Source organism: Streptosporangium sp. NPDC006930 (assembly GCF_040635605.1).
In the GTDB taxonomy this organism is placed as follows: Bacteria; Actinomycetota; Actinomycetes; order Streptosporangiales; family Streptosporangiaceae; genus Streptosporangium.
Genome location: NZ_JBEYID010000004.1, coordinates 459249 through 485947 on the forward strand (window position 1 = coordinate 459249; position 26699 = coordinate 485947).

Consider the following 26699-nt stretch of genomic DNA (forward strand, 5'->3'; position numbering starts at 1 on the left):
GTGACTCACGCGGATTCCACGTGCCCGTGAGGACGCCGTCGGCCTCGCCCGCGAGACCTGTCCACTATTGGACACGCTCCCTCGATCTTTTGCGTATTTCTCCATGGTCGGCCGGTTCCGGCCCGTAGATCATGTGAGGGTCGGCCGTGCGCGACCTCGCGTCGCCGTACGCACGCGACGGCACGTGCGGGGATGTACGAGCACAGAGGGTTACAGGCGATCGCAGAGGGTTGAGGTGTCGATGGGCGAGGTTGGAGGGCCGGTCCCGCTCGGTAACCGGCCGGTCTTCGACACCGCGGACCTCGACGAGGCCCGCGAGCTGGTGGCCGGAGTGTTCTGCCCCCACCGGCTGGAGCTCACCGGTGGCACCTCCCGGCTGGCCGCGCGGCTCAACTCGGTCCAGCTGGGCACCGTGCGGGTGAACTACCTGGACTATGGGGCGGACGTCCGCATCGAGCCCGGGGAGCTCGAATCCTTCTTCCTGGTGCAGATCCCGCTGGCCGGGCGCAGCCTGATCCGGTGCGGCGGCCAGGAGATCGTGTCGACGCCGGGTCTGGCCTCCCTGCCGTCGCCGTCGGAACACCTCGACATGCGCTGGGCGGCCGGCTGCCCCCAGCTGATCGTCAAATTCGACCGGCCGGTCGTCGAGGACGCCATGGAGCGGATGCTCGGGGAGCGGCTCGACCGACCGATCGTCTTCGACCTGGGCGTGGACATGACCGCCGGCTGGGCGAGGGCCTGGAAGGCGATGGCCGACCTGATCGTCAGGGAGGCCGAGTACGGCGACGGGCTCGCCGCGCAGCCGCTCGCGATCGCCCACCTGGAGAACGCCATGCTCTCCTCCCTGCTCACCGGGCAGCCGTCCAACTACCTGGAGCGGCTGAACGCCCCCCGGCCCCCCGCACTGCCCAAGGTGGTGCGCCGGGCGATGCGGTACATCGACGACCACGCCCACCTGCCGCTCACGACAGACGAGGTCGCGAGCGCCGTGGCGGTCAGCGGCCGCTCGCTTCAGGAGGGCTTTCGCCGTCATCTCGGCCTGACCCCGATGACCTACCTCAGGGATGTGCGCCTGGGCAGGGTGCACGACGAACTGGCGGCCGGCGATCCTGCCAGGTGCACCGTGACGAAGGTGGCGGCCCACTGGGGCTTCCCGCACCAGGGGCGCTTCGCCGCCCTCTACCGCGCGCGCTACGGCCGGACACCGTCACAGACGCTGCGCGGCGACTGACGGCACTCGGCCCGACCGCGCGCCTCCCGCCGCCGGGCATCCGTCGTCGGCTCCGTGGCGATCCCGTCACGCGTCTCGTGAGACTCGGCGGCCTCGCGCCGATTCCCGGGGTGACCTCGCGGCGCCCCGTGATGACTTCGTCGGTGAGGCTTGCGACTTCCGTGACGACTCCGGGAAGGGGGCCCGGGGAGGATCCCGCGCCAGATGGATGGAACCCGCGCTGAGCGGATGGCACGGGCGGTGGCGGCCGTCGTACCTTTTCACCAGGCGCCGCTCGATCGTTCCCCGCTTCGGGGAGGCCCACTCAATGTTTCCCCGAAGCTCTCGAAACCTCCTCGAAAGGACACGTCGCCATGCGCAGAATCCTCATCGTCGGCGCCGGTCAGGCGGGCCTCCACCTCGCCCTCGGCCTGCTGCGGAACGGCTACGACGTCACCGTCGTCTCCAACCGGACCCCTGAGGACATCCGCGACGGCCGGGTGATGTCCAGCCAGGCCATGTTCGGCACCGCCCTCGGCCACGAGCGTGACCTCGGCCTGGACCTGTGGGCGGACGGCTGCCCGCCGATCGACGGGATCCAGTTCGCGGTGGCCGGCCCCGACGGGGACCCGGCGATCCGCTGGGCCGCCCGGCTCGACGCCCCCGCCCGCTCGGTCGACCAGCGGCTGAAGATGCCCGCCTGGATGGCCGAGGTGGAGCGGCTCGGCGGGAAGATCGTCATCCATGACGCCACCGTGGAGGACCTGGAGGGCTACGCCGCCCAGTACGACCTGGTCATGGTCGCCGCGGGCAAGGGGGCGATCGCCTCGCTCTTCGAGCGGGACGCGTCGCGCTCGCCGTACCACGCCCCGCAGCGGGCCCTCGCCCTCACCTACGTCAACGGCCTCACGCCGCGGCCCGACCACTCCGCGGTGTGCTTCAACATGATCCCCGGGGTCGGCGAGTACTTCGTGTTCCCCGCCCTCACCGTCACCGGCCCCTGCGAGATCATGGTGTTCGAGGGCGTTCCCGGCGGGCCGATGGACCGCTGGGCGGAGGTCGCCACCCCGGCCGAGCACCTGGCCATGAGCAGGCGGATCCTGGAGACCTTCCTGCCGTGGGAGGCCGAGCGCGCCGCGGACGTCGAACTCACCGACACCGGCGGTGTCCTGTCCGGCCGTTTCACGCCGGTCGTGCGCAGGCCGGTGGCGACGCTCCCGTCGGGCGCCCCGGTCCTGGGCGTGGCGGACGTGGTCGTGCTCAACGACCCGATCACCGGGCAGGGGTCCAACAACGCCGCCAAGTGCGCGGCCTCCTACCTGTCCGACATCCTGGAGCGCGGCGAGCGGCCGTACGACACGGCCTGGATGGAGCGGGTCTTCGAGCGCTACTGGCAAGACGCCCGGCACGCCACCACCTGGACGAACGCGCTGCTCGCGCCCCCGCCGCCGCACGTACTGGAGATCCTGGGAGCCGCCGGCGGGCTGCCCGAGGTGGCCTCCCGTTTCGTCAACGGCTTCGACGACCCGTCCGACTACGCGGACTGGTTCCTGGACCCGGCCGGCGCGGCCGAGTACCTGGCGCGGGCCGGGGAGTGAGGCGGCGTCATGAGATCCCTGCGCGACGCCCTCGGGCAGTTCGCCACCGGGGTGGCGGTGGTCACCGCCGCCACCCCACGGGGTGACCGGCTGGGCGTGACCGTCAACTCCTTCACCTCGGTCTCGCTCGACCCGCCGCTCGTCCTGTGGTGCCTGTCCCGGCGGGCCCCCAGCGCGCCGTCCTTCGCCGAGGCGGAGCGGTTCGCGGTCAACGTCCTGGCCGTCGGCCAGGAGCACCTGTCACGGCGGTTCGCCACGCCGCTGCCCGACAAGTTCGCCGGGGTGGAGACCCACCTCGCGCCGGGCGGGGTGCCGGTCCTCGCCGGGACCGTCGCCCACTTCGCCTGTCGCGCGGTGACCACGTACGACGGGGGCGACCATTTGATCTTCGTCGGGGAGGTCGAGCACTTCCGGAGAGGGGAGGGCGACCCGCTGGTCTTCCACTCGGGGAGCTACCGGGCGCTCTCCGCGCCGGACCGCGAGATGGCGCTCTGCGAATCCGGACGGTGATTCAGGGCAGGTCAGCCGGGGTAAGCCCCGAAGATGACATGGGGGAGGTGGATCTCCCGCTGGCCGGTGATCCGGCAGCTCATGGGAGAGGACGGCAGGGGCGACGCCGCGCGTTCCGCGCGCACCGACGCCCTGCGGCCCCGCACCGAGGAGGCCGACGGCGTCGCGCGCTCGGTCTGCCCGTTCTGCGCGGTCGGCTGCGGCCAGCTGGTCTACGTCAAGGACGGCCGGGTCACCCAGATCGAGGGCGACCCCGACTCGCCCATCTCACGCGGGCGCCTCTGCCCCAAGGGGGCGGCGAGCAAGCAGCTCGTCACCCACCCCGGCCGGCAGACGCGCGTCCTCTACCGGCGGCCGCACGGCACGGACTGGGAGCCACTCGACCTGGAGACGGCGATGGACATGATCGCCGACCGGGTGGTGCGGACCCGCCGCCAGACCTGGCAGCAGGAGTACGAGGGCAAGACGGTCCGGCGCACCATGGGCATCGCGAGCCTGGGCGGGGCGACGCTGGACAACGAAGAGAACTACCTGATGAAGAAGCTCTACACCGCCCTCGGCGCGATACAGGTGGAGAACCAGGCCCGTATTTGACACTCCTCCACCGTCCCCGGTCTGGGGGCCAGCTTCGGGCGTGGCGGTGCCACGGACTTCCAGCAGGATCTGGCCGAGTCCGACTGCATCGTCATCCAGGGCTCCAACATGGCCGAATGCCATCCGGTGGGATTCCAGTGGGTGGTGGAGGCGAAGGCGCGCGGGGCGAAGGTGTTCCACATCGACCCGCGCTTCACCCGCACCAGCGCGATCGCCGACCGCCACCTGCCGATCCGCGCGGGCAGCGACATCGTGCTGCTCGGCGCGCTGATCAACCATGTGCTCTCCAACGAGCTGGACTTCCGCGAGTACGTGGTGGCCTACACCAACGCCTCGGCGATCATCTCCGAGGACTTCGAGGACACCGAGGACCTGGACGGGCTGTTCTCCGGATTCGACCGGGAAAGACACGCGTACGACCCGTCGAGCTGGGCCTACGAGCGCGGCGAGGAGGAGGAGACGTCCGACGTCGACGGTGAGCGGATGGAGGGCGGCCCCCGGCACGCCGAGGCGGCGGGTCCCGAGCAGTACGGCTCCGGTGGCGCCGCCGCGCCGTCGAGGCCGCTCACGGATCCGACGCTGCGCCACCCCCGCTGCGTCTACCAGATCCTGCGGCGGCACTTCGCCCGCTACACCCCGGAGGCGGTGTCGCAACTGTGCGGCATCTCCCCGGAGGACTTCGCCGAACTGGCCGAGGCGATCACCGCGAACTCCGGCAGGGAACGCACCACCGCCTGGGCGTACGCGGTCGGTTGGACCCAGCACACCGTGGGCGCGCAGTACATCCGCACGGCCTCGATCCTGCAACTGCTGCTGGGCAACATCGGCCGCCCCGGCGGCGGCATCCTGGCGCTGCGCGGCCACGCGGGCATCCAGGGCTCCACCGACATCCCCACCCTGTTCAACCTGTTGCCGGGCTACCTGCCGATGCCCCACGCCCACCGGCACGAGGGGCTCGACGACTACCTCGCCAAGGCCGGGGCCGAGACCGGCTTCTGGGGCAGGAAACGCTGTTACATGGTGAGCCTGCTCAAGGCGTGGTGGGGCGACGCCGCCACCGAGGAGAACGACTTCCGCTTCGACAACCTGCCCCGCGTCACCGGCGACCACGACCATTTCACCACCGTGATGGGACAGATCGACGGCACCGTCAAGGGCTACTTCGTGGTGGGGGAGAACCCGGCGGTCGGCTCCTCGGGCGGCCGGGCACAGCGCCTGGGCCTGGCCAACCTCGACTGGCTGGTGGTGCGCGACCTGACGCTGGTGGAGACGGCCACCTTCTGGAAGGACGGCCCCGAGCTGGAGACCGGGGAGACGCGCACCGAGGACATCGCCACCGAGGTGTTCTTCCTGCCCGCCGCGAGCCACGTGGAGAAGGACGGCACCTTCACCAACACCCAGCGGCTGCTGCAGTGGCGGGAGAAGGCGGTCGAACCGCGGGGCGACTGCCGCAGCGACCTGTCGTTCTACTACCACCTCGGCAAGCGGATCAGACAGCGGATGACCGACGACGAGATCGACCGGCCGGTACGCGAGCTGACCTGGGACTACCCGGAGGAGGGTGAGCACGCGGAACCGTCGGCGCGGGCGGTGCTGCGTGAGATCAACGGCACCGGCCCCGACGGGCGGGCACTGTCGGCCTACACCGAGCTCAAGTCCGACGGTTCCACCCGGTGCGGGTGCTGGATCTACTGCGGGGTGCACGCCGACGAGGTGAACCAGGCGGCCCGTCGCAGGCCGGCCGGCGAGCAGAACAGGGTCGCGCCGGAATGGGGCTGGGCCTGGCCCGCCAACCGGCGCATCCTCTACAACCGGGCCTCCGCCGACCCCGAGGGCCGCCCGTGGAGCGAGCGCAAGGCGTACGTGTGGTGGGACGAGGAGAAGGGGGAGTGGACCGGGCTCGACGTGCCGGACTTCGAGAGGCACAAGCCGCCCGGGTACGTGCCGCCCGAGGGGGCTCTGGCCGAGGACGCGCTGGCCGGGACCGACCCGTTCATCATGCAGCCCGACGGCAAGGGCTGGCTGTTCGCCCCGGCGGGACTGGCGGACGGGCCGCTGCCGGCCCACTACGAGCCGCACGAGTCGCCGGTGCGCAACACGCTGTACGGGCAGCGGGCGAACCCGGCGCGCCGGACCTATCCGCGCCCGGAGAGCCCCTACAACCCGCCGGGGTCGCCGCGCTTCCCGTACGTGCTCACGACCTACCGGCTCACCGAGCACCACACCGCCGGAGGGATGAGCAGGCCGCTGGCCTACCTCGCCGAACTGCAGCCGGAACTGTTCTGCGAGGTGTCGACGGAGCTCGCCGCGGAACTCGGGCTCGTCAACGGGGGCTGGGCGACGATCGTGACGTCCCGCACCGCGATCGAGGCCCGTGTCCTGGTGACCTCGCGCGTGCGCCCGCTGCGCCTGCGGGACGCGACGATCCACCAGATCGGCCTGCCCTACCACTGGGGCTGGGGCGGCGGCGGCCTGGTCACCGGCGACGTGGTGAACGACCTGATGCCGCTCGTGCTCGACCCGAACGTCTACATCCAGGAGGGCAAGGCCATGACCTGCGACCTGCGGCCGGGCAGGCGCCCCACGGGCAGGGCACTGCTCGACCTGATCGAGGAGTACCGCGATGGCTGAGCGGATGGGGTTCTTCACCGACACGAGCATCTGCATCGGGTGCAAGGCGTGCGAGGTCGCCTGCAAGGAGTGGAACGACGTGCCCGACGACGGGTTCGTCTTCCGTGCCACCTCGTACGACAACACGGGCGGCCTCGGTGCCGACACCTGGCGCCACGTGGCCTTCATCGAGCAGCCGGGCGGGAACGGCAGGGAGGGCATCGAGGGATGGCTGATGTCGTCGGACGTGTGCAAGCACTGCACGCGCGCCGCCTGCCTGGACGTCTGCCCGACAGGGGCGCTGTTCCGCACCGAGTTCGGCACGGTGGTGGTGCAGGCCGACGTCTGCAACGGCTGCGGCTACTGCGTGCCGGCCTGCCCGTACGGAGTGATCGACCGCAGGGAGCGCGACGGCCGGGCGTTCAAGTGCACCATGTGCCACGACCGCCAGCTCGGCGGGCTGGAACCGGCCTGCGCCAAGGCCTGTCCCACCGACTCCATCCAGTTCGGGCCGCTGGAGGAGCTGCGGGCCCGCGCCGAGGAGCGGGTGGAGTCGCTGCACGGCGAGGGCAGGTCGCGGGCCCGCCTGTACGGGGCTGATCCCGACGACGGCGTGGGCGGGGACGGGGCCTTCTTCCTGCTGCTCGACGAGCCCGAGGTGTACGGCCTGCCACCCGACCCGGTGGTCACGACCAGGGACCTGCCCGCCATGTGGCGCTGGGCGGCCGGGGCGGCGCTCTCCATGGTCGCAGTGGTGGCGGTGTCCTTTTCCGGGCGGAGGTGGTCGCGGTGAGGCGCGGCGAGGAGACGATGGTGCCGGGGGCGGAGTTCCGCTCCTACTACGGGCAGCCGATCATCAAGGCCCCGATCTGGCACGAGCCCCACATGCCGCTCTACCTCTATCTGGGCGGGACCTCCGGTGCCGCGTCGGTGATCTCCGCCGTGGCGACGCTCACCGGGCGTGACCGGCTCGCGCTCACCGCCAGGGTCACCGCGGCCGCCGGTGCCGTGGCCGGTGCCGGTTTCCTCGTCGCCGAGCTCGGCAGGCCGGAACGGTTCCTCAACATGCTGCGCGTGTTCAAGCCCACCTCGCCGATGAGCGTCGGCTCCTGGCTCCTGGCCGCGCACAGCGCCCTGACGGCCGTCTCGGCCGCCTCCGCGCTCGTCACCGCCCGCTCCGTCAGGGAGATCCCCGCGCGGTCCATCCCGTGGTTTCCCGCCTGGCCGGCCCTGCGGGTTCCTGCGAGACCTGTCCCGGGGCGGGTTCCCCTCAGGTTCGTCCTGCGGATCCCGGCGCTCCCGGTGAAGATCACCCGTGCCCTGCCCGCGGTCGGTGACGCGGCCGCCTGGGCGGCCGTGGTGACCGGGCCGCTGATGTCGACGTACACCGCCGTGCTCGTCGCCGACACCGCCGTGCCAGCCTGGCACGAGGCCCACCGCGAGCTGCCGTTCCTGTTCGCGGGGAGCGCGCTGGCCGGTGCGGGCGCCGTGGGCATGCTGGCCACCTCGCGCCGCGAGGCGGGCCCGGCCCGCGTCACCGCGATGCTGGGGGCCGCCGTCGAGACGGTCGCGGGCGCGGTGATGGAGCACCGGCTCGGCCTGGTCGGCGAGCCCTACCGGCTGGGCAGGCCGGGCCGCCTGATGCGGACGGCCCGAGCCCTCACGGTGGGCGGCGCCCTGCTCGCCACGGTCGCCGGGCGCGGCCGTGCCCTCGGCGCGCTGTCCGGCCTCGCCCTCACCGCGGGCGCCCTCTGCACCCGCTTCGGCGTCCTGGCCGTGGGCAAGGCCTCGGCCGCCGACCCGAAGTACACGGTGGTGCCCCAGCGGGAGCGCCTGAGGAGACGGGCGGACGAGAACTCCTGACCGATGGCGTCTTTTACCGGTCTTCCCGTTCGTCGTTATCGGGGGAGCGGCACCATGAGAGGTCATGAGAAGGAGGAGATGTGAAGTACATGCTGTTGATCTGCGGCGACGAGTCCGCGGAGGCCCACGCCCAGGACGGCTGCGGCGGATGGTCGGAGGAGATGGAACGCCGCGGGGTGCTGCGGGGCGGCGCGGGGCTGCGGCCACCGGCCGACGCCACGACCGTCCGGGTGCGCGACGACGCGGTCCTGCTCTCCGACGGCCCGTTCGCCGAGACCAGGGAGCAGATGGGCGGATTCTGCCTGATCGAGTGCGCCGATCTCGACGAGGCCATCGAGATCGCCTCGAAGCACCCGGCCTCCGGCTACGGCTCGATCGAGATCCGGCCGCTCCTGCCGTCGTGACCGGGGCCGGCGTGACGACGGAGGTCGAGGCCGCGGTCGCCCAGGCGTTCCGCGACGAGTGGGGGCAGGTCCTGGCGACCCTGATCCGGATCACCGGCGACTGGGACCTCGCGGAGGAGTGCGCCCAGGACGCCTTCGCGCTCGCCCTGCGGCGCTGGGCCGGGGACGGGGTCCCGCGCAGGCCGGGCGCCTGGCTCACCACGGTCGCGCGCAACCGTGCCGTCGACCGGCTGCGCCGCGAGGCGGTCGGCGCCGCCAAACTGCGAGAGGTGGCCGTCATGTCGTACGAACCCGAGCCGGAACCCGCGTGGGAGGACGACGGCGTGCCGGACGACCGGCTACGGCTGATCTTCACCTGCTGCCACCCGGCGCTGGCCATGGAGGCCAGGGTCGCGCTCACCCTGCGTACCCTGGCGGGGCTGACCACCGCGGAGATCGCGAGGGCGTTCCTGGTCGGCGAGCAGACGATGTCCAAGCGTCTGCTCCGGGCCAAGCTGAAGATCCGGAACGCCGGTATCCCGTACCGGGTGCCGCCCGCGCACCTGCTGCCGGAGCGCGTGCCCGCCGTGCTGGGTGTGCTGTACCTGCTGTTCGGCGAGGGATACTCGGCCACGGCGGGTGCCGACCTGCTGCGGCCCGACCTCAGCGCCGAGGCGATCCGGCTCGCCCGCGTCCTGACGCGGTTGATGCCCGACGAACCCGAGGCGGCGGGGCTGCTGGCGCTGATGCTGCTGCACGACGCCCGCGGCGCCACCCGGCTCGACGCGGCCGGTGACCTGGTGACCCTGGAGGAGCAGGACCGCGGCCTGTGGGACACCGCCGCGATCGCCGAGGGCGAGGCGCTGCTCGACCGCGCCCTGCGGCGCGGCAGACCGGGCCCGTACCAGGTGCAGGCCGCCATCGCCGCCTGCCATGCCACCGCGACCGACGCGGCCGGCACCGACTGGGCCCAGATCGCCGCGCTGTACGGGCAGCTCGCGCGGTTCACGCCGTCCGCGGTGGTGGAGCTGAACCGGGCGGTGGCGGTGGGGATGGCCGCGGGACCGGCCGCGGGACTGGAGTTGGTGGAGGCGTTGAGGGAGTCGGGGGCGCTGGCCGGATATCACCTGCTGCCCGCGACCCGGGCCGACCTGCTCCGCCGCCTGGGGCGCGCCGCCGAGGCCGAGACCGCCTACCGCGAGGCGCTTGAGCTGGCGGTGACCGATGCCGAACGTCGCTACCTCGGCCGCCGACTCGCCGAGGTGGCCGGTTCGTAGCGTTGGGAGTGTCCGTCGGAGCCGGGCTCGTTCGTCGGTAGCGCGAACACCTTTCCGGGAACCTGGAAAAGAGGACACCGATGGATATATCACTAGGCGTGGCGATGTCGCGTGACGACACCTGGGGCACGCGATCGGGGGAGCGGCGATGAGGAAGGCCACCGAAAGCGAGGTCAGGAAGGCGATCGCCGCCGAACGCCGCGACCTGGCCGACGTGCTCACCGGCCTGCCGGAGCGAAGGTGGGACGAGCCGACCCTGTGCGCCGGTTGGCGGGTACGGGAGGTCGTGGCCCACATGACGATGCCGTTTTACTACTCGACCGCACGCTTCATGATCGGGATGCTCAGGGCACGGGGAAACTTCAACAGGATGGCCGACCGGAGCGCCCGGCGTGAGGCGGCCTCCCTGTCGTCCGGCGAGCTGGCCACGCTGCTCAGGGAGAACGCGGACTACGCGTGGAAGCCGCCGGGCGGTGGATTCGAGGGCGCGCTGACCCACGAGGTGATCCACGGCCTGGACTTCACCGTTCCCCTGGGGCTTGACCGGCTCGTCCCCGAGGATCGACTGCGCATCGTCCTGCAGGGCTTCGAGGCGTCGAAGAGCCTCAGGTTCTTCGGTGTCGACATCCGGGGAATCGAACTACGCGCCGACGACCTCGACTGGTCCATCGGGGACGGCACGCCGATGTACGGGGCCGCGCAGGATCTCATCCTGGTGTTGTGCGGCCGGAAGCTGCCGGAGGGGCGGCTGCGCGGCGAGCCGAGCCACCGGTTCGTCGCATAGAGGTCATCCGGGTCGGGGCAGGTCAGCGCAGTCTCACGGTCGGCCCCTCCCGGGGGACGAGCTCACCGACGACCGGTGCACCGGGGATCTCCCCCGCCACGAGCAGGCCGCCTGAGGTCTGGGCGTCGGCGAGCAGCAGCAACTCCTCCTCGTCGAAGCGGCCAGGATCCAGGTGCGGCGCCACCCACGCCAGGTTGCGCCGGGTGCCGCCGCTGACGTAGCCGTCCCGTACGGCTTCGCGGGCCCCGCTCAGGTACGGCACGGCCGCCACGTCGACCACCGCCGTGACGCCGCTCGCCCTGGCCAGCTTGTAGAGGTGGCCGAGCAGGCCGAACCCGGTCACGTCCGTGGCGCACCCGGCGCCCGCGGTCAGCGCCGCCCGGGAGGCGTCCCTGTTCAGGGTGGTCATCGCGGCCACCGCCTGCGGGAAGACCTCGCCGGTCGCCTTGTGCCGGGTGTTGAGCACGCCGACGCCGAGCGGCTTGGTCAGGGAGATCGGCAGGCCCGCCCGGCCGCCGTCGATGCGCAGCAGCCGCTCAGGATCGGCGAGCCCGGTGACGGCCATCCCGTACTTCGGCTCGGGATCGTCGACACTGTGGCCGCCCGCCACATGGCAGCCTGCCGCCCGCGCCACCTCCAGGCCGCCGCGCAGCACCTCCCCGGCGAGTTCCATCGGCAGCGTGTCCCGGGGCCAGCCGAGCAGGTTCACCGCCACCAGCGGCTCCCCGCCCACCGCGTACACGTCCGACAGGGCGTTGGCGGCCGCGATCCGCCCCCAGTCGTAGGGGTCGTCCACCACGGGGGTGAAGAAGTCCGCGGTGGCCACGATCGCCCGGCCGCCCTCGACGCGGACCACGGCGGCGTCGTCGCCGTCGTCCAACCCGATGATCAGCTCACCGTTGAGATCCTGGCGCGGTCCGTCCGCCTCCCGCAGCAGTCCCGCGACGACGGCCTCCAGCTCACCGGGCGGGATCTTGCAGGCGCAGCCACCCCCGTGCGCGTACCGGGTGAGCCGCACCGAGTCCCGCCCGGGAGGAGAGGCGCCCCGCTCCACAGTGCTCTCCGCCATGCCGCGTCCCCCTGCTAGATCGGCTGGTAGATCGGCACACCACCGTCCGGCACGCCGCCCCGGTACACATACCCGCTCGCGGGTATGTTCTCCCCCGGAGGTGTATGGGCGCCTGGTGGCCCCCGCGGTCTTCAAAATCGTTGAGGCCGAGGTCCTCGGCCTGGCGGGTTCGATTCCCGTCCGCCTCCGCCATTCAGCGTGCGGGCCTGACGTTTCCGGCATGTCAGGAAGGGCCGCGGGATGGCCGGGTGTGGCCACGCCGCGGCCCTTCGGTCAGGCTCGGCGGTTATCCGGGGGTGCTATCCGCCTATCGCGATGGCGAAGATGTGCATGGTCGCGACGCCCGACTGCGCTCTCGCGCTGATGTTCGGCAGGTCGAGGCGGGAGACCTCCTTGTCCTGCAGCGCCACGCCGACGTAGTAGATGGTCGCGGCGGTGTTGAACTGCTGGTTTCCCGGCCGGTTCTGGTAGGGGGCCACGATGGCGGCGTCGCCTTCCGGCCTGGGGGCGCCGTACCAGTCGGGGGAGCTGAGGGTGAAGGTCTGCCTCGTGCCGTCCTTGTAGACGATGGTGGCCGGCCCGGACACCGCGCCGTACGTTCCGGTCAGCAGGAAGCCGAGTTTCGCGCCCGAGCCGCTCAGCTTGATGGACTGGCCGGAGGCGATGGCGTTGTCGGCGGTGCCCACCGGGACGTCCGGCCACCTGAAGTCGATCCCGCCCTTGTTGACCGTGCTGCCGGGGGTGACGCCGACCTGGGCCAGCGCCTGGGCGGAGATGCTGCCGCCGTTGCCGTCGAAGTTGCCGACGGCGGTGTTGCCGTTGTCGGTCACGGCGATGTTGGTGAAGTTCTGCTCCAGCGGCGTCTCCCTGCCGTCCCACACCCGGACCGAGGTCTTGGCGGAGGCGGTCCAGTCACGGCCGGTCGCCTTGCCGGTCAGGACCACGGTGGTCGCCGAGCCGGTCGCGGCGGGGGTGACCTTGAACTCGGCGGTGGCCTCGGAGTCAGGCGGCAAGGGCTTCAACACGACCTGCGCCGGAGTGACGGTCCACCCGTCCGGAACTTCGAGGGACACGCTCGTTCTAGGCGCGATCGGCATGTCGATCGCCCGGAGTGTGAAGGTGAACGTCGCCTCCTGTCCCAGCGCGACCTCGGCGGGCGCGTCGAGCTTGACCTTCTGCAAGGCGTACGCGCGGTAGGTGTGACCGGCCTGTCCGGTGATTTTGAGCAGGTCGGGCTCTTCGGTCTGCTTGGTGCGAGCGGTGCCGCCGCGGGTGGCGTCGAGCACCCGGTAGCGTCCGGCGAACATCTGGCCGCGTACCTTGATCGTGCCGTCGCGATCGGGCGTGATCAGGAATTCGTCGGCCTGGGAATCGCTCCACGTCGCGCCGACGGTGTAACCTCCGCGCCCTCGCAGGCCTTCGATCCGCCCGGTCGGCCACGCCTCCGGCAGCGCGGGCAGCAGGTGCAGTTCACCGGCATGGCTCTGCAGCAGCATCTCGGCGATACCGGAGGTGGCGCCGAAGTTGCCGTCGATCTGGAAGGGCGGGTGCAGGTCGAACATGTTGGGGGCGAGCCTGGCCGGCGTCACGAGGAAGCGGACGAGGTCGTGCGCGCGCTTGCCCTCCTCCATCCGCGCCCAGTAGTTGATCTTCCAGGCCAGTGACCAGCCCGTTCCGTCGTCGCCGCGCAACTCCAGCGTCCGCCGGGCGGCCTCGAACAGTTCCGGGGTGCCGCGCTTGGTGATCTGGTTGCTGGGGTGCAGGCCGTACAGGTGGGAGACGTGCCGGTGGCTCCGCTCGGTCTCCACCCAGTCGTACAGCCATTCCATGATGTTGCCGCGCGAACCGACCTTCATCGGCGGCAGCCGGTCCGCGGCGGCCAGGACCTGCGCGCGGAAACTCGCGTCCACACTGAGGACTTGGCTCGCCTCGGCGCACCCGTGGAAGAGGTCGCGCAGGATCTGGTTGTCCATGGTGGGGCCGGCGGCGACGCTGGCGTTCGCGTGGTGGGCCAGTTCGGGGGAGTTGGAGGGGTTCGTGACCAGATATCCGAGCCTCGGTTCCTCCACCAGGGTCTCAAGGAAGAACTGGGCGGCGCCCTTCATGGCCGGGTAGTTCTTCCGCAGGAACTCGACGTCACCGGTGAACAGGTAGTGGTCCCAGATCATGGTGGCCAGCCATGCTCCGCCGGTCTGCCACATGCCCCAGAACGCGCCGTCCACGACCGAGGTGGCCCGCCAGCCGTCGGTGTTGTGGTGGGTGACCCAGCCGCCGGCGCCGTACTGCGCCTGCGCCGTGCGGGCGCCGGTCACCGTGAGGTCGTTGATCATGCTGAACACCGGCTGGTAGCACTCCGACAGGTTCGTCGTGTCGGCGGGCCAGTAGTTCATCGGCAGGTTGGCGTTGATGGTGTACTTCGAGTCCCACGACGGGGACATCGATTCGTTCCAGATGCCTTGGAGGTTGGCCGGTTGCGTGCCGGGACGCGAAGAGGAGATCAGTAGGTACCGGCCGAATTGGAACAGCAGCGCGGAGAACTGCGGGTCGTCGACGGCGTTGTGCTGCGCGATCCGGACGTCGGTCGGCTGGTCGGCCGCCGAGGTGCGCGGGAGTTCGAGATTCGTACGCCCGAACAGCTTCTGGTAGTCGGCGACGTGCCGGCTGCGCAACTCGGCGAAGGTCTTGTCCTGGGCGGCGTTGAGGTGCCCGAGCGTGATGCCCTGGTAGTCGCCGCTCACGTCCTGGTAGTTCACGTAGCTTGAGCCCATGGAGACCAGCACCGTCACGCTGTCGGCGGCGGAAACCTGAAGTGTGCCGCCGGAGCTGGAGACGGTGCCGCCTTCGGCGAAGGCCCGGGCCAGTGCCTGGAACCGGACCGAGCCGGTGATGCCCCGGTGATTGCCGGACCGGCCGTCGAGCGCGACCGTCGCGCCGTCCGGGCTGGAGCGCGTGTTCTGCTGAGGGCTGTCGAAGGTCGCGGAGAACGTGATCGAGCCGGGCTGGTCGGCGGTCAGGCGGATCGCGATGACCTGGTCCGGGGCGCTCGCGAACACCTCGCGCCGGAAGCGCACCCCGTTCTTGAGGTACGTGGTGGATGTGGTGGCGGTGGTGAGGTCCAGCTGGCGGTTGTACTCCGTCGAGCCGGTGCCGCCGGGGAAGCTCAGCCTGAGGTTGCCGACGGGCTGGTAGGCCAGCTGGCCCACGGGGTTCCCGAGCATTGCCTGGTCGATGAGGTTCTGGGCCTGAATCCACTGGTCCTCGAAGACCAGCTGCCGGATCTCCGCCAGCGCCGCGGCGCCCCTCGGGTTGCTCTGGTCGTACGGGCCGCCGGCCCACACGGTGTCCTCGTTGAGCTGCAGCCGCTCCTGGTCGACGTTGCCGAAGACCATGGCGCCGAGGCGTCCGTTGCCGATGGGCAGCGCGCGCAGCCAGTCGGTGCCGGCGGACCGGTCGTACCAGAGGGCCAGGTCGTTGGCGGCGAGTACTTCCGGAGGCGCCACCGAAGCGGCTCGGGCCACCGCCGTCCATTGCATGGGGAGCAGCAGAGCTCCGGCTCCGGCTGCGCTGATCGACATCAACTGCCTGCGGGACAGGTCTGGCATGGTGCTTCTCCAAGCGTGGTGCAGCCTCGCCGGCAGCCGAAATCGCGCATGCGACGACGAACTCGACAACAGGTCAACTCGGGAGTCCGGTCGAATCGGCAGGTGGCGGGGTTTGGGACTGGGGGGTTTCGGTCAAGTTAAAAGATTTGATGTATCGCGTCAATAGCCGTAACAAAAGCCAACGAAAATCCGCTCATGCGTCGTTCGTCGCCCCTAGACATCCGACCTATCAAGGTTTCAGAATGAAGGCCGAGGGTGTGCGGAGACCGCTGGCGCAACATTTGGCCACGTGAGGCGCTTCACACCATCGAGACCAGAGACGGGAAGTCCTGACCGACGACGCCCAGAGGAGACGCGCTCGCCGGAACGCCCGGCGGAAGGAATGGGAGGCCGGGCTTCAAAGGCCCAGGTCCTCGGCCTGGCGGATTCGATTCCCTTCCGCCTTCGCCTATGTTCGGAGAGTGGACCCACGCAGGCTCGTGCCGCGCACCGACGCCGTCCTCGCCGACCCGCGGCTGGTCGCGGCGGCGGGGAGGCTCGGGCGGACGGTCGTCAAGGACGCCGTGGTGCGGGCACAGCGACGCGTACGGCAGGGCGCGCTCGATCCGGGAGAGATCGCGGACGCGGCCGTGGCGGCGCTCCCGCCGTACCCGGCGAGCTCGCGGCAGGTGATCAACATGACCGGGGTGCTGGTCCACACCAACCTGGGCCGCGCGCCGCTCTCGGCTGCGGCGGTGGAGGCCACGGCCGCCGCGGCGGGCTACGCGGACGTGGAGTTCGACCTGGCCACCGGAGTCCGCGCCCGCCGGGGGCGGGGTGCGATGGACGCGCTCGCGCGGGCCGTTCCCGCCGCGGAAGGCGTGCACGTGGTCAACAACAACGCCGCCGCGCTCGTGCTCGTGGCCACCGCGCTCGCCGCCGGGCGGGAGATCGTGATCAGCCGCGGCGAGCTGGTGGAGATCGGCGACGGGTTCCGCATCCCCGACCTGCTCGTCTCCACCGGCGCCAGGCTACGCGAGGTGGGCACGACCAACCGCACCTGCCACGCCGACTACCGGGCGGCGGTGGGACCGGAGACGGGCTTCGTCCTCAAGGTGCACCCGTCGAACTTCCTGATCGAGGGTTTCACCGGCTCGGTCGAGGTCGCCGAGCTGTCCGCGCTGGGTGTGCCCGTGGTGGCAGACATCGGCTCGGGTCTGCTCGCGCGGGAGCCGCTGCTGCCGAACGAGCCCGACGCGGCGAGCGCTCTGGAGGCCGGAGCCGATCTTGTCACCGCGAGTGGCGACAAGCTGCTCGGCGGTCCGCAGGCCGGGCTGCTGCTGGGTCGGCGCGACCTGGTCGAGCGGTGCGCCAGACACCCGCTGGCCCGTGCGCTCCGGGTGGACAAGCTGACACTGGCCGCGCTGGAGGCCACCCTGCGAGGCCCCGCCACCCCCGTCCACCAAGCTCTGCACGCCGACGCCGCGCTGCTCGGCGAGCGTGCCGCCGCGCTCGCGGCCAGGCTGGCCGAGACGGGGATCGACGCGAGGGCCGTGCCGAGCGAGGCGGCGGTGGGCGGCGGCGGGGCACCGGGCGTGAGGCTGCCGAGCGCCGCGGTCAGCCTGCCCGAGCGGTTCGCGGTGCCGCTGCGGACCGGGCGGCTCCCGGTCGTCGGCAGGGTGGAGGGCGGCCGTCTCCTGCTCGATCTGCGTGCCGTGCCCGCGGACCGGGACGGTGATGTGCTGAGCGCCGTTCTCGGGGTGAGGGCCGCCGTGTGTGACCGTCGGGACGGCCGGTCGGCACACGGGGCGTGGACGGGTGGCTGATGCACGTCGTCGCCACGGCGGGCCACGTCGATCACGGTAAGTCCACCCTGGTGCGGGCGCTCACCGGGATGGAACCCGACCGGCTGGCCGAGGAGCGCCGGCGGGGGCTCACGATCGAACTCGGTTACGCCTGGACGGAGCTGCCCTCGGGGGAGCGGCTCGCCTTCGTCGACGTTCCCGGCCACGAGCGCTTTCTCGCCACCATGCTGGCCGGGGCCGGTCCGGCGCCCGCCGTCATGTTCGTGGTGGCGGCCGACGAGGGCTGGATGCCGCAGTCCGAGGAGCACCTGGTGGCGCTGGAGACCCTGGGGGTGCGGCACGGCCTGCTCGTGGTGACCCGCGCCGATCTCGCGGAGCCGGCTCCGGCCGTGGAGCGGGCGCGGGCCCGTCTGGCGGCGGGTGGTCTGAGCGGTGCCGAGGCGCTGGCCGTGAGCGGACGCACCGGGCAGGGCCTCGACGAGCTGCGCCGGGCACTGGACCGGCTGGTGGCCGGACTGCCCGTACCCGATCCAGGGGCGCCGGTTCGGCTGTGGATCGACCGGGCGTTCACCGTACGTGGCAGTGGCACGGTCGTGACCGGGACTTTGCCCGCGGGCACGATCACCGCGGGGGACGAGCTGGATCTCGACGGCGTGCCCGCGCGGGTGCGGGCGCTGGAGTGCCTGAAGGAGCCGGTGGCCTCGGTGACCGGCGTGGCCAGGGTGGCGCTCAACCTGCGGGGCATGCGCGGCCATGGCGATCCCTGTCGTGGCCTTGCCCTGGTCACCCCGGACGCGTGGACGTACACCGACCTGGTCGACGTGCGCCTCAGCCCGTCGGGACCCGCGGGCGGTGGCCCGTGGTGGCCTGGTGAGTTCGAGGTGGACGGCCTCGGAGGTGGTGGCTCGCGCGTGCCCGCCGGGGATACCGGGTCGGAGGGCTCCTGGGAACACATCTCTGGGGCGTTCGGAGGCGAGGGACGCTCCGAGGGCTGGGACGCCGGTGATCTTCCGGGGCGGCTGACCGCGCACATCGGCTCCGCGGCGGTGGTGTGCGACGTGCGACCGCTCGGTGGGCGGATCGCCCGGCTGCGCCTGGCCGGACGGCTCCCCCTGCACGCGGGCGACGTGCTGCTGCTGCGCGATCCCGGGCGCGACCGGGGCGAGGTGCGGGTCCTCGCGCGGGCGAGCGTGCTCGATCCCCGCCCGCCTGACCTGCGCCGCCGGGGCGCGGCGCGGCAGCGGGCGGCCGAGTTGGCGGCGGCCCCGCCGGACGCGGCCTCCCTGCTGCGAACCCACCTGCTGCTGCGTACCGGTGATCTGGTGGCGATGGGGTGTGCTCGGGGAAGGCCGGTGTGCGGCGACTGGCACGTCGATCCGGCGCACTGGTCGATGCTGGAGGAGCGTCTCCCCGAGGTGGTGCGGCGCCACTCCTCGGCGCATCCGCTGGAGCCGGGCATGCCGGTGGAGGCGGCCCGTCACGAGCTGGCCCTGCCCGACCGTCGGCTGGTCGCGGCGCTCCTGCGCCCGCCGCTCGCCCTGGAGGCCGGACGGATCGTGAGCGGCCCCTGTGTCCGCCCGGCGCTGCCCGCGCCGGTCGTCCGGGCCGTCGAGCGGCTCGGCGCCGAGCTGTCCGCGCGCCCCTTCCTGGCCCCGGAGGCGGGCAGGCTGGCCGAGCTGGGGCTGGGGCCCAGGGAGCTGGCGGCCGCCGTACGGGTGGGGGCGCTGCTCCGGGTGGCCGACGGGATCGTGCTGCTGCCCGGCGCGGACGTCCTGGCGGGCCGGGTGCTCGCCCGGCTGCCGCAGCCGTTCACGGTCAGTCAGGCCAGGCAGGCCCTCGGCACCAGTCGCAGGGTCGCGGTGCCGCTCCTGGAACACCTCGACGAAAGAGGGCTCACCGAGCGGGTCGACGAGGTCCACCGCCGCTGCCGACCCCACGCGGGATAGGGATCCTTCGGTATCACGCCGGTCACCGGCTCCGGCGGATTGGGGGAGGCGGATCCCGGAGGGGGATGGCTCCCCGATATCGCCGCAACCAGCAGGTATATGGTGAAAAAAGGCGAAAAATCATCATCGGTTCGGATGTGGTCGTCACCATTCCCCTCACGTCCCCTCGACGGCGGCGGGCCGCTCCGCCGGCGTCACGCGGAAGGGCACACCACGAGGAAACGAACAGGGAGGACGTCATGCCGAGCAACAGGGCCGTCTCGTACCAGGGGACAGGCAAGGTGGAGGTCCGGGACATCGACTATCCCGGGTTCGAGCTCAAGGACGGACCCGGGGTGAACCCGGCGAACGTGGGCCGTAAGGTGCCGCACGGCGCGATCGTCAAGACCGTCGCGACGAACATCTGCGGCAGCGACCAGCACATGGTCCGTGGCCGCACCACCGCGCCCGTCGGCCTCATCCTCGGGCACGAGATCACCGGCGAGGTCGTCGAACTCGGCCCGGACGTGGAGTTCGTCAAGAAGGGCGACCTCGTCTCCGTCCCCTTCAACATCGCCTGTGGCCGCTGCCGCAACTGCAAGGAGGGCAAGACCGGGATCTGCGAGAACGTCAACCCCGACCGGCCAGGCTCGGCGTACGGCTACGTCGACATGGGCGGCTGGATCGGCGGGCAGGCGCAGTACGTCCTGGTGCCCTACGCCGACTGGAACCTGCTCACGTTCCCCGACAGAGACCAGGCGATGGAGAAGATCCTCGACCTGTCCATGCTCACCGACATCTTCCCGACCGGCTTCCACGGCTGCGTCAGCGCCGGGGTGAAGCCGGGATCGACCGTCTACATCGCGGGCGCGGGACCGGTCGGGCTCGCCGCGGGCGTCTCGGCGTTCCTCCTCGGGGCGGCCGTGGTCATCATCGGCGACCTGAACAAGGAACGGCTGGAAAAGGCCCGCAGCTTCGGCTGCGAGACCGTCGACGTGTCGCTGGGTGACCCGAAGGACCAGATCGAGCAGATCCTCGGCGAGCCCGAGGTCGACTGCGGCGTCGACGCCGTCGGCTTCGAGGCGCGCGGCCACGGTGGCGACTCCGACAGGGAACAGCCCGCCACCGTGCTCAACTCGCTCATGGACATCACCCGCGCCGGCGGCGCGCTCGGCATCCCGGGCCTGTACGTGACCGGCGACCCGGGTGCCCCGGACGAGGCCGCGAAGCAGGGTTCGCTGTCCATCAGGCTCGGCCTCGGCTGGGCCAAGTCGCTCGCCTTCACCACGGGCCAGTGCCCCGTCATGCGCTACAACCGCTATCTGATGCAGGCGATCCTGCACGACAGGGTGCAGATCGCCAAGGCGGTCAACGCCGTGCCGATCCCGCTGGAGCGGGCGCCCCAGGGGTACGAGGAGTTCGACCAGGGCGCCGCGTCCAAGTTCGTGCTCGACCCGAACGGCATGCTCGGAACATCCGGCTGACCACCCGCACCACGCCCTGAGGTGTGACAGCGCCGCCTCGGATCCTGTTCGTCGGCCCGGGCCGAGGGCTTCGCCGCGAAGTGTCCCGGTTCGCGGAGCTCGGGAAAAGAGGGGCGGAGGTTTCGAAGGACTCGGGGAAGGGGGCTTGAAGGGGCCGGGGTGAGTCAGAGCGCTTCGACGAAGAGCTCGGCCTCGCGCTCGCCCATGCCGGTCTCGCCGCGCACCAGGTGGATCGCCTGCTCGGCACGGCCGGCGGCCTTGAGCTCGCGCACGCGAGTGGCGAGGTCGGGCCCGGTGATCGCGATGGTGCTCGGGGACTCCACGGGATGGGCGGCGCGAACGCGCGCCATGAGGGGATGGCTCCACAGGTCGCGCCCCATGGCCACGGCGTCGACGACATCCTTGGCCTCCTTCAGACCGAGCCCGGTGTACTGGCGCAACTCCTTGATCGCCTGGATCTTCTGCCCCTGGCGCGTCAGCCCGGTGACGGTCTCATGCAATCCCTGGGGCGTCAGTGGCGCGGTGGGCACCCCGCCGGAGACCGCGCGGCCGCCCTTCCTGGCCGCCATGACGACACCGACGACGATCGCCAGGAGCACGGCGGGCAGAGCGACGATGATCAGCAGCTCAGTGGGCCCGAGGTTCGGCATGCCCGCATCGTACGCCGGATCCGCGCGGGTCGTGCGAGGCGATGACGGGTCGGGTGAAGAGGGTGCTGAGGAGCATCTGGCCCACCTGCCCGAGGATCCGCGCGGGCGGCGTGGGACGGCGGTGGGTCGGGCGAAGAGGGCGTCGACGAGCGCGTGGCCCGCCTGCCCGAGGATGCGCACGGGCCGTGTGGGACGGAGCGGAAGGCTTTCCGACCGGGGAGTTCTCCCTCCTTGGGCAGGCGGTGAACACGATGGACGCCGACGGCGGTTAAATGGCAGCGTCCACATGGCAGCGTCCCAACCTGCCCCCAACGAGCCCGTACCCCCCTGTCCGCGACCAAGGTTCGTTCCCCACCCGCGCCCCGTGGGCATCGGATCGAGAGGATCGTCATGTCCGCACACCATCGAACGGGCCGGGTCACGGCCGCGCTGACCGCCTGTCTCGCCGCGGTGGCGCTCGCCGGATGCGCGAGCGGCGACGCCACGGCGCCCCGCGCGACCACCCCCGCCCCGGCAGGTACGGGAGCCGAGAAGGACGGCGGCACCGTGCTCCCTGGCCAGCCGGACGTCAACGGCGACGGCCGGGTCGTCATCGGGGTGCTGAGCCCCGGTGACATCAACGACAAGGGCTACTACCAGAGCTTCGTGGACACGGCGGAGGAGTTCGCCACCTCGAAGGGTTGGACGATCATCAAGCGCGGTGGCGTCAACACCAGCGAGGCGCTCAACGCCGCGCGAGCGCTCTGCCGCCAGAAGGTCGACATGGTGGCCCTGGGCGCCGCGGACCTCAGGGACGCGATTCCCGCCGCCGAGGAGCCGGTGTGCGCGGGCACCGCCTGGTACGTACCTTCCTCCGACAACATCCCGCAGACCCCGAAGATCATGCTTTCCACCGACGAGGCGGACCAGAGCCTGCTCGCCGCCGGATACGCGGCGGGCCTGCTGATGAAGGAGAAAGGCGAGACCAAGGCCGGGTTCGTGACCGGGCCCGAGGTCGACTTCACCACCGCGGCGGCGAGGGCCTTCAGGGCGGGCATCCGGCTGGTGGTCCCCGAGGCCACGCTGACGGTCACCTACAGCGGCGACCTCAACGACTCGGCCAAGGCCAAGGAGGCCACCCAGGCCCAGATCAGCCAGGGCGTCAAGGTCGTCTACCCCTACCTGGGCGGCGCCACCGACGCGTCGGCGGAGCTGGCCAACGCCAACGGCGTGCTCACCCTCACCCCGGGCACCGACCGGTGCGCCTCCACCGCGCCCACCTTCGACATCTCGGTGCTCTTCAGCCCCGGAGACTACTTCAGGGCCGCGCTGGAGGAATTCGCCGCGGCGAAGCTGCGGATGGGCGTGGAGAAGGTCTGGAAGCTCGGCGTCGACCCTTTCCCCACCGTGAGGATCTGCGAGCCCACCCCCGAGCAGAAGGAGAGGCTGGAGACGTTCATCGCCGACGTCGGCAGCGGCAAGATCGACCCCAAGGCGGAAGTGCGGAGGCTCGGCTCCTGAGATGCGGGAAGACGAACAGGCCGGGGAGCTCTCCCCACCGCCGGTGCCCGCGCTGCGGCTGCGGGGAGTGAGCAAGAGCTACGGCCAGGTGGTGGCCTGCGACGCCGTGGATCTCGACGTGTACCGGGGAGAGATCCACGGCCTGCTCGGTGAGAACGGGGCCGGCAAGTCGACGCTCATGAAGATCCTGCTGGGACTCGTCCGGCGGGACGCCGGAACCGTCCTGCGCGATGACGAGCCCGTCGACATCGGCAGCCCGAGGCAGGCCGCGGCGCTAGGCATCGGCATGGTGCACCAGCACTTCAGCCTGATCGACCCGCTCACGGTCTGGGAGAACGTCGTCCTGGGCGACACCGGGAGAATCGACAGGGCCGCCGCCCGCGACCAGGTGCTGGAGATCTCCCGGCGCTACGGTCTGCCGGTCGACCCGCTGGCCAGGGTCGCGGGGCTCTCCGCGGGCGAGCGGCAGCGGGTCGAGCTGATCAAGTGCCTGCGCGGGGACCCGTCGGTGCTCGTCCTCGACGAGCCGACGTCCGTGCTGACCCGGGCGGAGTCGGCCGAGCTGTTCGGCGTGCTGCGCCGCGCGGTCCGTTCGGAGAACCGCGCCGTCATCCTGATCAGCCACAAGCTGGACGAGATCACCGCGGCCACCGACCGGGTGACCGTGCTGCGCGGGGGAAAGGTCGTCTTCCGTGGCGCGACCGCGCGGACGGGCCCGCGGGAACTGGCCAGGTGGATGGTCGGCAGGGAGGTCTCCCTGGGCGCCGAGGCCGCCGCCCTCGGCGTGCTGCCGGGGACGTACGGGTCCGCGAGGGGTGACGGACCCGGGAAGGCCGCGATGACCGAGACCGGTCCCGAGGCCGGAGCCGGAGGAGCCGTGACGGGTGAGGCCGGGCCGGGAAAAGCCACGATGACCGAGCTCAGGCCCGAGGAGCTCAGGGCCGAGAAGATCAGGACAGATGAGGCGGGCACGGCCGTCCAGGACCCCCCGGCGCCCGCGCTGCGGCTGCGCGGCCTCACCCTCACCGTCGACGGCGTGCCCGTCCTGTCCGATCTCGGGCTGGACGTCGCCCCCGGTGAGATCGTCGGCCTGTACGGGGCCGAGGGCAACGGCCAGTCGAGCCTGGGTGACCTGCTGTCCGGGCTCGCCGTACCGGACTCGGGGACGGTCGAGATCTCCGGCAGACCGGTCGATCTGAACCGCCCGGGTGCGCTGCACGCCGCCGGGCTCGGCATCGTGCCCGAGGACCGGCACGGTTTCGGGCTGGTGCTGGACATGAGCGTCGCGGCGAACCTGGTCATGAAGTCGCTGGACGCCGTGAGCGGCCGGGTGTTCCTCGATCGCAGGAGGACACACGCCCTCGCCCGCCGCATGGTGGCTGAGTTCGGCATCGTCACCCCGTCGACGGACACCCCGGTGCGCGACCTCTCCGGAGGAAACCGGCAGCGGGTCGTGCTCGCCCGCGAACTCTCCGCCCGCCCGGCCGTCCTGGTCGTGGCCCAGCCCTCGCGGGGGCTGGACGTGGGCGCCATCGAGGACATGCACCGGCGGCTGCGCGACGTCGCGTCCGAAGGGATGGCCGTACTGCTGATCTCCACGGAACTGGAGGAGGTCATGACCCTCGCCTCCAGGATCGCGGTGATCTCCTCGGGAAGGATCACCGGCGTCCTCTCCGGCGGGGAGGCCACGGCCGAGCGGCTCGGAATGCTGGTGGGCGGGGCGACCACGTGAGAGAAACCCCCCCGAACGCCGGCCCGAACCCGTCCGGACGCCTGCTCGCCCTCCTCACCCCCGGCCCCGGCGCGTCCGGCTGGAAGACCGGCCTGGCGACCGTCGCGGGCGTGGTCGTGGCGCTCGCCCTGTCGTCGCTGCTCATCGCCGTGACCGGCGGATCCCCGCTCGCCTCGGTGCGGGCACTCTTCCAGGGCAGCGTGGCCGACTGGACGGCCTGGACCTCCACCCTGCTGTACACGGCGCCGCTGTTGCTCGTCGCCGTGGGCGCGTGCGTCAGCGCCAGGTCCGGTGTGTTCAACATCGGGCAGGAGGGCCAGGTGCTCGTCGGGGCGCTCTTCGCCGCCTGGGTGGGACTGCGCCTCGCGGTCACCGGCCCGGCGCTGCTGGTGGTCGTGCTCACGGTCGCCGCGCTGGCCGGTGGCGCGTGGGCGGGCCTCAGCGCGCTGATGTACCGGCTGCGGGGCGTCAACATCGTGGTCAGCACGCTGCTGATGACCTTCGTCGCCCAGCAGCTCGTCGCGTTCGCGGTGAACACGCCGTGGCTGCTGCAGGAGTCGCGGATCGGTGACGCCGTCGTCGCGCCGCAGTCCAACCCGCTGCCGGCGAGCGCGCTGCTCGGCTCGATCGGGGAATATCCGGACCTGCAGGTCAACGGCGGCCTGCTGATCGCGGTGACCGGAGCGGCGATCGTCGCGACGGCGATCACCCGCACCCGCTGGGGGTTCGGGCTCACCATGCTCGGACTCAATCCGCTCGCCGCCAGGCACGCGGGGGTACGCGCCGACGCGCTGGGCGGCGCGGCGCTGGCCGTCTCCGGCGCCTTCGCCGGGCTGGCCGGGGCCGTGCTGCTGACCAGCCCGGTGGGCGTCCACCGGCTGCAGCCGGGCATGGCGATGAACATCGGCTGGGACGGACTGCTCGTCGCCCTCGTCGCCCGCAACCGGCCGGTGCCGGCCGTGGCGGTCGCCCTGCTGTTCGGCGCGCTGCGCTCCGGTGGCGGCTTCCTCGCCGCGACCGGTGTGCCCTCGTTCGTCGTGGACGTGGTGAAGGCCCTGCTGGTGCTGGCCTTCGTCGCCCCGCCCGCCGTCATCGCCGCGCTCCGGCGCCGCGGAACCGGCGTGCGCGCCGCACGCGACGGGCACGGGGCCGCGCCCGTCGCGGAGAGGACGGCCCTGTGATCGGCGCGGACGACGTCTCCACCATCCTGTCCAGCGGGGTACGGCTCACGGTGCCGCTCGCCTTCGCGGCGTGCGGGGAGTATCTCGCCGAGCGGGCCGGTGCCATGAACATCTCCGTCGAGGCGATGATGCTGGGCGCCGCGTTCGGCTCGATCGCCACGGCCAGTGCCACCGGCAGCGCCACCGCGGGGCTGGTCGCGGGCGTGCTGGTCGGGCTCCTCATCGGCCTCGTCCACGGCAACCTCTCCCACCGGCTGGAGATCGACACCTTCGTGGCCGGTCTGGTGCTCAACGCCCTCGTCCTCGGGGTGACCGGCTACCTGATCACGGTCAGCGACTTCGACTCCCACCAGGTGTCACAGGTCAGCGTCCCCTGGCTGCGCGACATACCGCTGATCGGCCCCCCGCTGTTCGTCGAGCGCTGGCCGGCCTACCTGCTGGTCGTCATCGTCCCGCTGACCTGGTGGCTGGTCGAGCGCAGCAGGTGGGGCCTGGAGTTGCGGGCGGTCGGCGAGCGGCCGCGTGCCGCCGACGTCACCGGCATCCGGGTCAACGCGCGCCGCCGCCAGGCACTGCTGTGGTGCGGCGCGCTGGCCGGGCTGGGCGGCGCGTACCTCGCGGTCGGCGAGGTCGGCTCGTTCAACCAGAACATGACGGCCGGACGGGGGTACATCGTCGTCGCGGCGGTGATCTTCGGCGGCTGGCGGCTGGGACGCACCCTGCTCGGCTGCGCGATCTTCGGCCTCGCCGACGCCATGCGCCTGGCGCTGCCCGCGCTGGGCCTGGAGTTGAACGCGCAACTGCTCATAGCGGCGCCGTACCTGCTGGCCCTGCTCGCGATGCTGCTGCTCACGAACCGGCGCCGCGAACCCGGGGCGCTGGGACGGCCCTTCGAGCGTGGCTCACCCTGAGCCCCCAGGCCACAGGGACGGCGGGGCCGGTC

19 protein-coding genes and 1 tRNA gene are annotated in these 26699 nt (G+C 71.7%); 17 read left to right on the plus strand and 3 right to left on the minus strand.

Going from position 1 to position 26699, the window contains the following annotated elements; translation table 11 throughout:
- Nucleotides 1–241 precede the first annotated feature (241 nt).
- The 9 genes from ABZ664_RS10650 to ABZ664_RS10690 all read left to right on the plus strand — a co-directional run bounded on the left by ABZ664_RS10650 (nucleotide 242) and on the right by ABZ664_RS10690 (nucleotide 10829).
- The gene (locus tag ABZ664_RS10650) at nucleotides 242–1231 is read left to right on the plus strand and encodes an AraC family transcriptional regulator (RefSeq protein ID WP_362506216.1); all 990 of its coding nucleotides are present in this window, start codon (nucleotides 242–244) and stop codon (nucleotides 1229–1231) included.
- A gap of 353 nt (nucleotides 1232–1584) precedes the next feature.
- The gene (locus ABZ664_RS10655) at nucleotides 1585–2808 is read left to right on the plus strand and encodes a styrene monooxygenase/indole monooxygenase family protein (RefSeq protein ID WP_362506219.1); all 1224 of its coding nucleotides are present in this window, start codon (nucleotides 1585–1587) and stop codon (nucleotides 2806–2808) included.
- Between the two features lie 9 nt (nucleotides 2809–2817).
- Nucleotides 2818–3318: a flavin reductase family protein gene (locus tag ABZ664_RS10660; RefSeq protein ID WP_362506222.1), complete on the plus strand. Its 501-nt coding sequence runs from the start codon at nucleotides 2818–2820 to the stop codon at nucleotides 3316–3318.
- A gap of 33 nt (nucleotides 3319–3351) precedes the next feature.
- The gene (fdh, locus tag ABZ664_RS10665; protein ID WP_362506225.1) at nucleotides 3352–6543 is read left to right on the plus strand and encodes a formate dehydrogenase; all 3192 of its coding nucleotides are present in this window, start codon (nucleotides 3352–3354) and stop codon (nucleotides 6541–6543) included.
- The gene (locus ABZ664_RS10670) at nucleotides 6536–7315 is read left to right on the plus strand and encodes a 4Fe-4S dicluster domain-containing protein (RefSeq protein WP_362506228.1); all 780 of its coding nucleotides are present in this window, start codon (nucleotides 6536–6538) and stop codon (nucleotides 7313–7315) included. Before fdh ends, ABZ664_RS10670 begins: the two co-directional genes overlap by 8 nt.
- The gene (gene nrfD / locus ABZ664_RS10675) at nucleotides 7312–8385 is read left to right on the plus strand and encodes an NrfD/PsrC family molybdoenzyme membrane anchor subunit (protein ID WP_362506231.1); all 1074 of its coding nucleotides are present in this window, start codon (nucleotides 7312–7314) and stop codon (nucleotides 8383–8385) included. Before ABZ664_RS10670 ends, nrfD begins: the two co-directional genes overlap by 4 nt.
- A gap of 89 nt (nucleotides 8386–8474) precedes the next feature.
- Nucleotides 8475–8789: a YciI family protein gene (locus ABZ664_RS10680; RefSeq protein ID WP_362506343.1), complete on the plus strand. Its 315-nt coding sequence runs from the start codon at nucleotides 8475–8477 to the stop codon at nucleotides 8787–8789.
- 11 nt (nucleotides 8790–8800) lie between these two features.
- The gene (locus ABZ664_RS10685; RefSeq protein WP_362506234.1) at nucleotides 8801–10045 is read left to right on the plus strand and encodes an RNA polymerase sigma factor; all 1245 of its coding nucleotides are present in this window, start codon (nucleotides 8801–8803) and stop codon (nucleotides 10043–10045) included.
- 148 nt (nucleotides 10046–10193) lie between these two features.
- On the plus strand, nucleotides 10194–10829 hold the full coding sequence (locus ABZ664_RS10690) for a maleylpyruvate isomerase family mycothiol-dependent enzyme (protein ID WP_362506237.1): 636 nt from the start codon (nucleotides 10194–10196) through the stop codon (nucleotides 10827–10829).
- Between the two features lie 22 nt (nucleotides 10830–10851).
- Here ABZ664_RS10690 and selD read toward each other — a convergent pair whose 3' ends face one another.
- Nucleotides 10852–11898, minus strand: a complete 1047-nt coding sequence (gene selD, locus ABZ664_RS10695; protein ID WP_362506240.1) for a selenide, water dikinase SelD — start codon at nucleotides 11896–11898, stop codon at nucleotides 10852–10854.
- A gap of 96 nt (nucleotides 11899–11994) precedes the next feature.
- On the opposite strand from selD, the gene ABZ664_RS10700 reads away from it, so the two are divergent.
- Nucleotides 11995–12090, plus strand: a tRNA-Sec gene (locus ABZ664_RS10700).
- 107 nt (nucleotides 12091–12197) lie between these two features.
- Here ABZ664_RS10700 and ABZ664_RS10705 read toward each other — a convergent pair.
- On the minus strand, nucleotides 12198–15500 hold the full coding sequence (locus ABZ664_RS10705; RefSeq protein ID WP_362506243.1) for a glycoside hydrolase N-terminal domain-containing protein: 3303 nt from the start codon (nucleotides 15498–15500) through the stop codon (nucleotides 12198–12200).
- Nucleotides 15501–15961: 461 nt separating this feature from the next.
- Between ABZ664_RS10705 and selA the strand changes: the two genes are divergently transcribed.
- The 3 genes from selA to fdhA all read left to right on the plus strand — a co-directional run bounded on the left by selA (nucleotide 15962) and on the right by fdhA (nucleotide 20693).
- A complete protein-coding gene (selA, locus tag ABZ664_RS10710) occupies nucleotides 15962–17305 on the plus strand; it encodes an L-seryl-tRNA(Sec) selenium transferase (protein ID WP_362506246.1) in 1344 nt (447 codons plus the stop codon).
- A complete protein-coding gene (locus tag ABZ664_RS10715; RefSeq protein ID WP_362506249.1) occupies nucleotides 17305–19230 on the plus strand; it encodes a SelB C-terminal domain-containing protein in 1926 nt (641 codons plus the stop codon). Before selA ends, ABZ664_RS10715 begins: the two co-directional genes overlap by 1 nt.
- 239 nt (nucleotides 19231–19469) lie before the next feature.
- A complete protein-coding gene (gene fdhA / locus ABZ664_RS10720; RefSeq protein ID WP_362506251.1) occupies nucleotides 19470–20693 on the plus strand; it encodes a formaldehyde dehydrogenase, glutathione-independent in 1224 nt (407 codons plus the stop codon).
- 164 nt (nucleotides 20694–20857) lie between these two features.
- On the opposite strand, the gene ABZ664_RS10725 is transcribed toward fdhA, so the two are convergent.
- Entirely contained in the window at nucleotides 20858–21343 is a 486-nt protein-coding gene (locus ABZ664_RS10725; protein ID WP_362506254.1) for a ribosomal protein L7/L12, read from the minus strand.
- Between the two features lie 390 nt (nucleotides 21344–21733).
- Between ABZ664_RS10725 and ABZ664_RS10730 the strand changes: the two genes are divergently transcribed.
- Genes ABZ664_RS10730 through ABZ664_RS10745 form a run of 4 tightly spaced genes read left to right on the plus strand, consistent with a single transcriptional unit; the run spans nucleotide 21734 to nucleotide 26667 of the window.
- Nucleotides 21734–22843 (plus strand): BMP family ABC transporter substrate-binding protein, encoded by a 1110-nt coding sequence (locus ABZ664_RS10730; RefSeq protein ID WP_362506257.1) that lies wholly within the window; start codon nucleotides 21734–21736, stop codon nucleotides 22841–22843.
- Between the two features lies 1 nt (nucleotide 22844).
- Nucleotides 22845–24575 carry an ABC transporter ATP-binding protein gene (locus ABZ664_RS10735; protein ID WP_362506260.1) on the plus strand — a complete coding sequence of 577 codons (1731 nt, stop codon included), beginning with the start codon at nucleotides 22845–22847 and terminating at the stop codon, nucleotides 24573–24575.
- Entirely contained in the window at nucleotides 24572–25756 is a 1185-nt protein-coding gene (locus ABZ664_RS10740) for an ABC transporter permease (RefSeq protein WP_362506263.1), read from the plus strand. Before ABZ664_RS10735 ends, ABZ664_RS10740 begins: the two co-directional genes overlap by 4 nt.
- Nucleotides 25753–26667 carry an ABC transporter permease gene (locus ABZ664_RS10745; protein WP_362506266.1) on the plus strand — a complete coding sequence of 305 codons (915 nt, stop codon included), beginning with the start codon at nucleotides 25753–25755 and terminating at the stop codon, nucleotides 26665–26667. Before ABZ664_RS10740 ends, ABZ664_RS10745 begins: the two co-directional genes overlap by 4 nt.
- The last annotated feature ends 32 nt before the right edge of the window (nucleotides 26668–26699 follow it).

Coding starts and splice junctions, on each gene's coding strand:
- ABZ664_RS10650 (WP_362506216.1), top strand. CDS start 242: ATGGGCGAGGTTGGAGGGCCGGTCCCGCTCGGTAACCGGCCGGTCTTC.
- ABZ664_RS10655 (WP_362506219.1), top strand. CDS start 1,585: ATGCGCAGAATCCTCATCGTCGGCGCCGGTCAGGCGGGCCTCCACCTC.
- ABZ664_RS10660 (WP_362506222.1), top strand. CDS start 2,818: ATGAGATCCCTGCGCGACGCCCTCGGGCAGTTCGCCACCGGGGTGGCG.
- ABZ664_RS10670 (WP_362506228.1), top strand. CDS start 6,536: ATGGCTGAGCGGATGGGGTTCTTCACCGACACGAGCATCTGCATCGGG.
- ABZ664_RS10680 (WP_362506343.1), top strand. CDS start 8,475: ATGCTGTTGATCTGCGGCGACGAGTCCGCGGAGGCCCACGCCCAGGAC.
- ABZ664_RS10690 (WP_362506237.1), top strand. CDS start 10,194: ATGAGGAAGGCCACCGAAAGCGAGGTCAGGAAGGCGATCGCCGCCGAA.
- selD (WP_362506240.1), bottom strand. CDS start 11,898: ATGGCGGAGAGCACTGTGGAGCGGGGCGCCTCTCCTCCCGGGCGGGAC.
- ABZ664_RS10705 (WP_362506243.1), bottom strand. CDS start 15,500: ATGCCAGACCTGTCCCGCAGGCAGTTGATGTCGATCAGCGCAGCCGGA.
- ABZ664_RS10715 (WP_362506249.1), top strand. CDS start 17,305: ATGCACGTCGTCGCCACGGCGGGCCACGTCGATCACGGTAAGTCCACC.
- fdhA (WP_362506251.1), top strand. CDS start 19,470: ATGCCGAGCAACAGGGCCGTCTCGTACCAGGGGACAGGCAAGGTGGAG.
- ABZ664_RS10725 (WP_362506254.1), bottom strand. CDS start 21,343: ATGCCGAACCTCGGGCCCACTGAGCTGCTGATCATCGTCGCTCTGCCC.
- ABZ664_RS10730 (WP_362506257.1), top strand. CDS start 21,734: ATGTCCGCACACCATCGAACGGGCCGGGTCACGGCCGCGCTGACCGCC.
- ABZ664_RS10735 (WP_362506260.1), top strand. CDS start 22,845: ATGCGGGAAGACGAACAGGCCGGGGAGCTCTCCCCACCGCCGGTGCCC.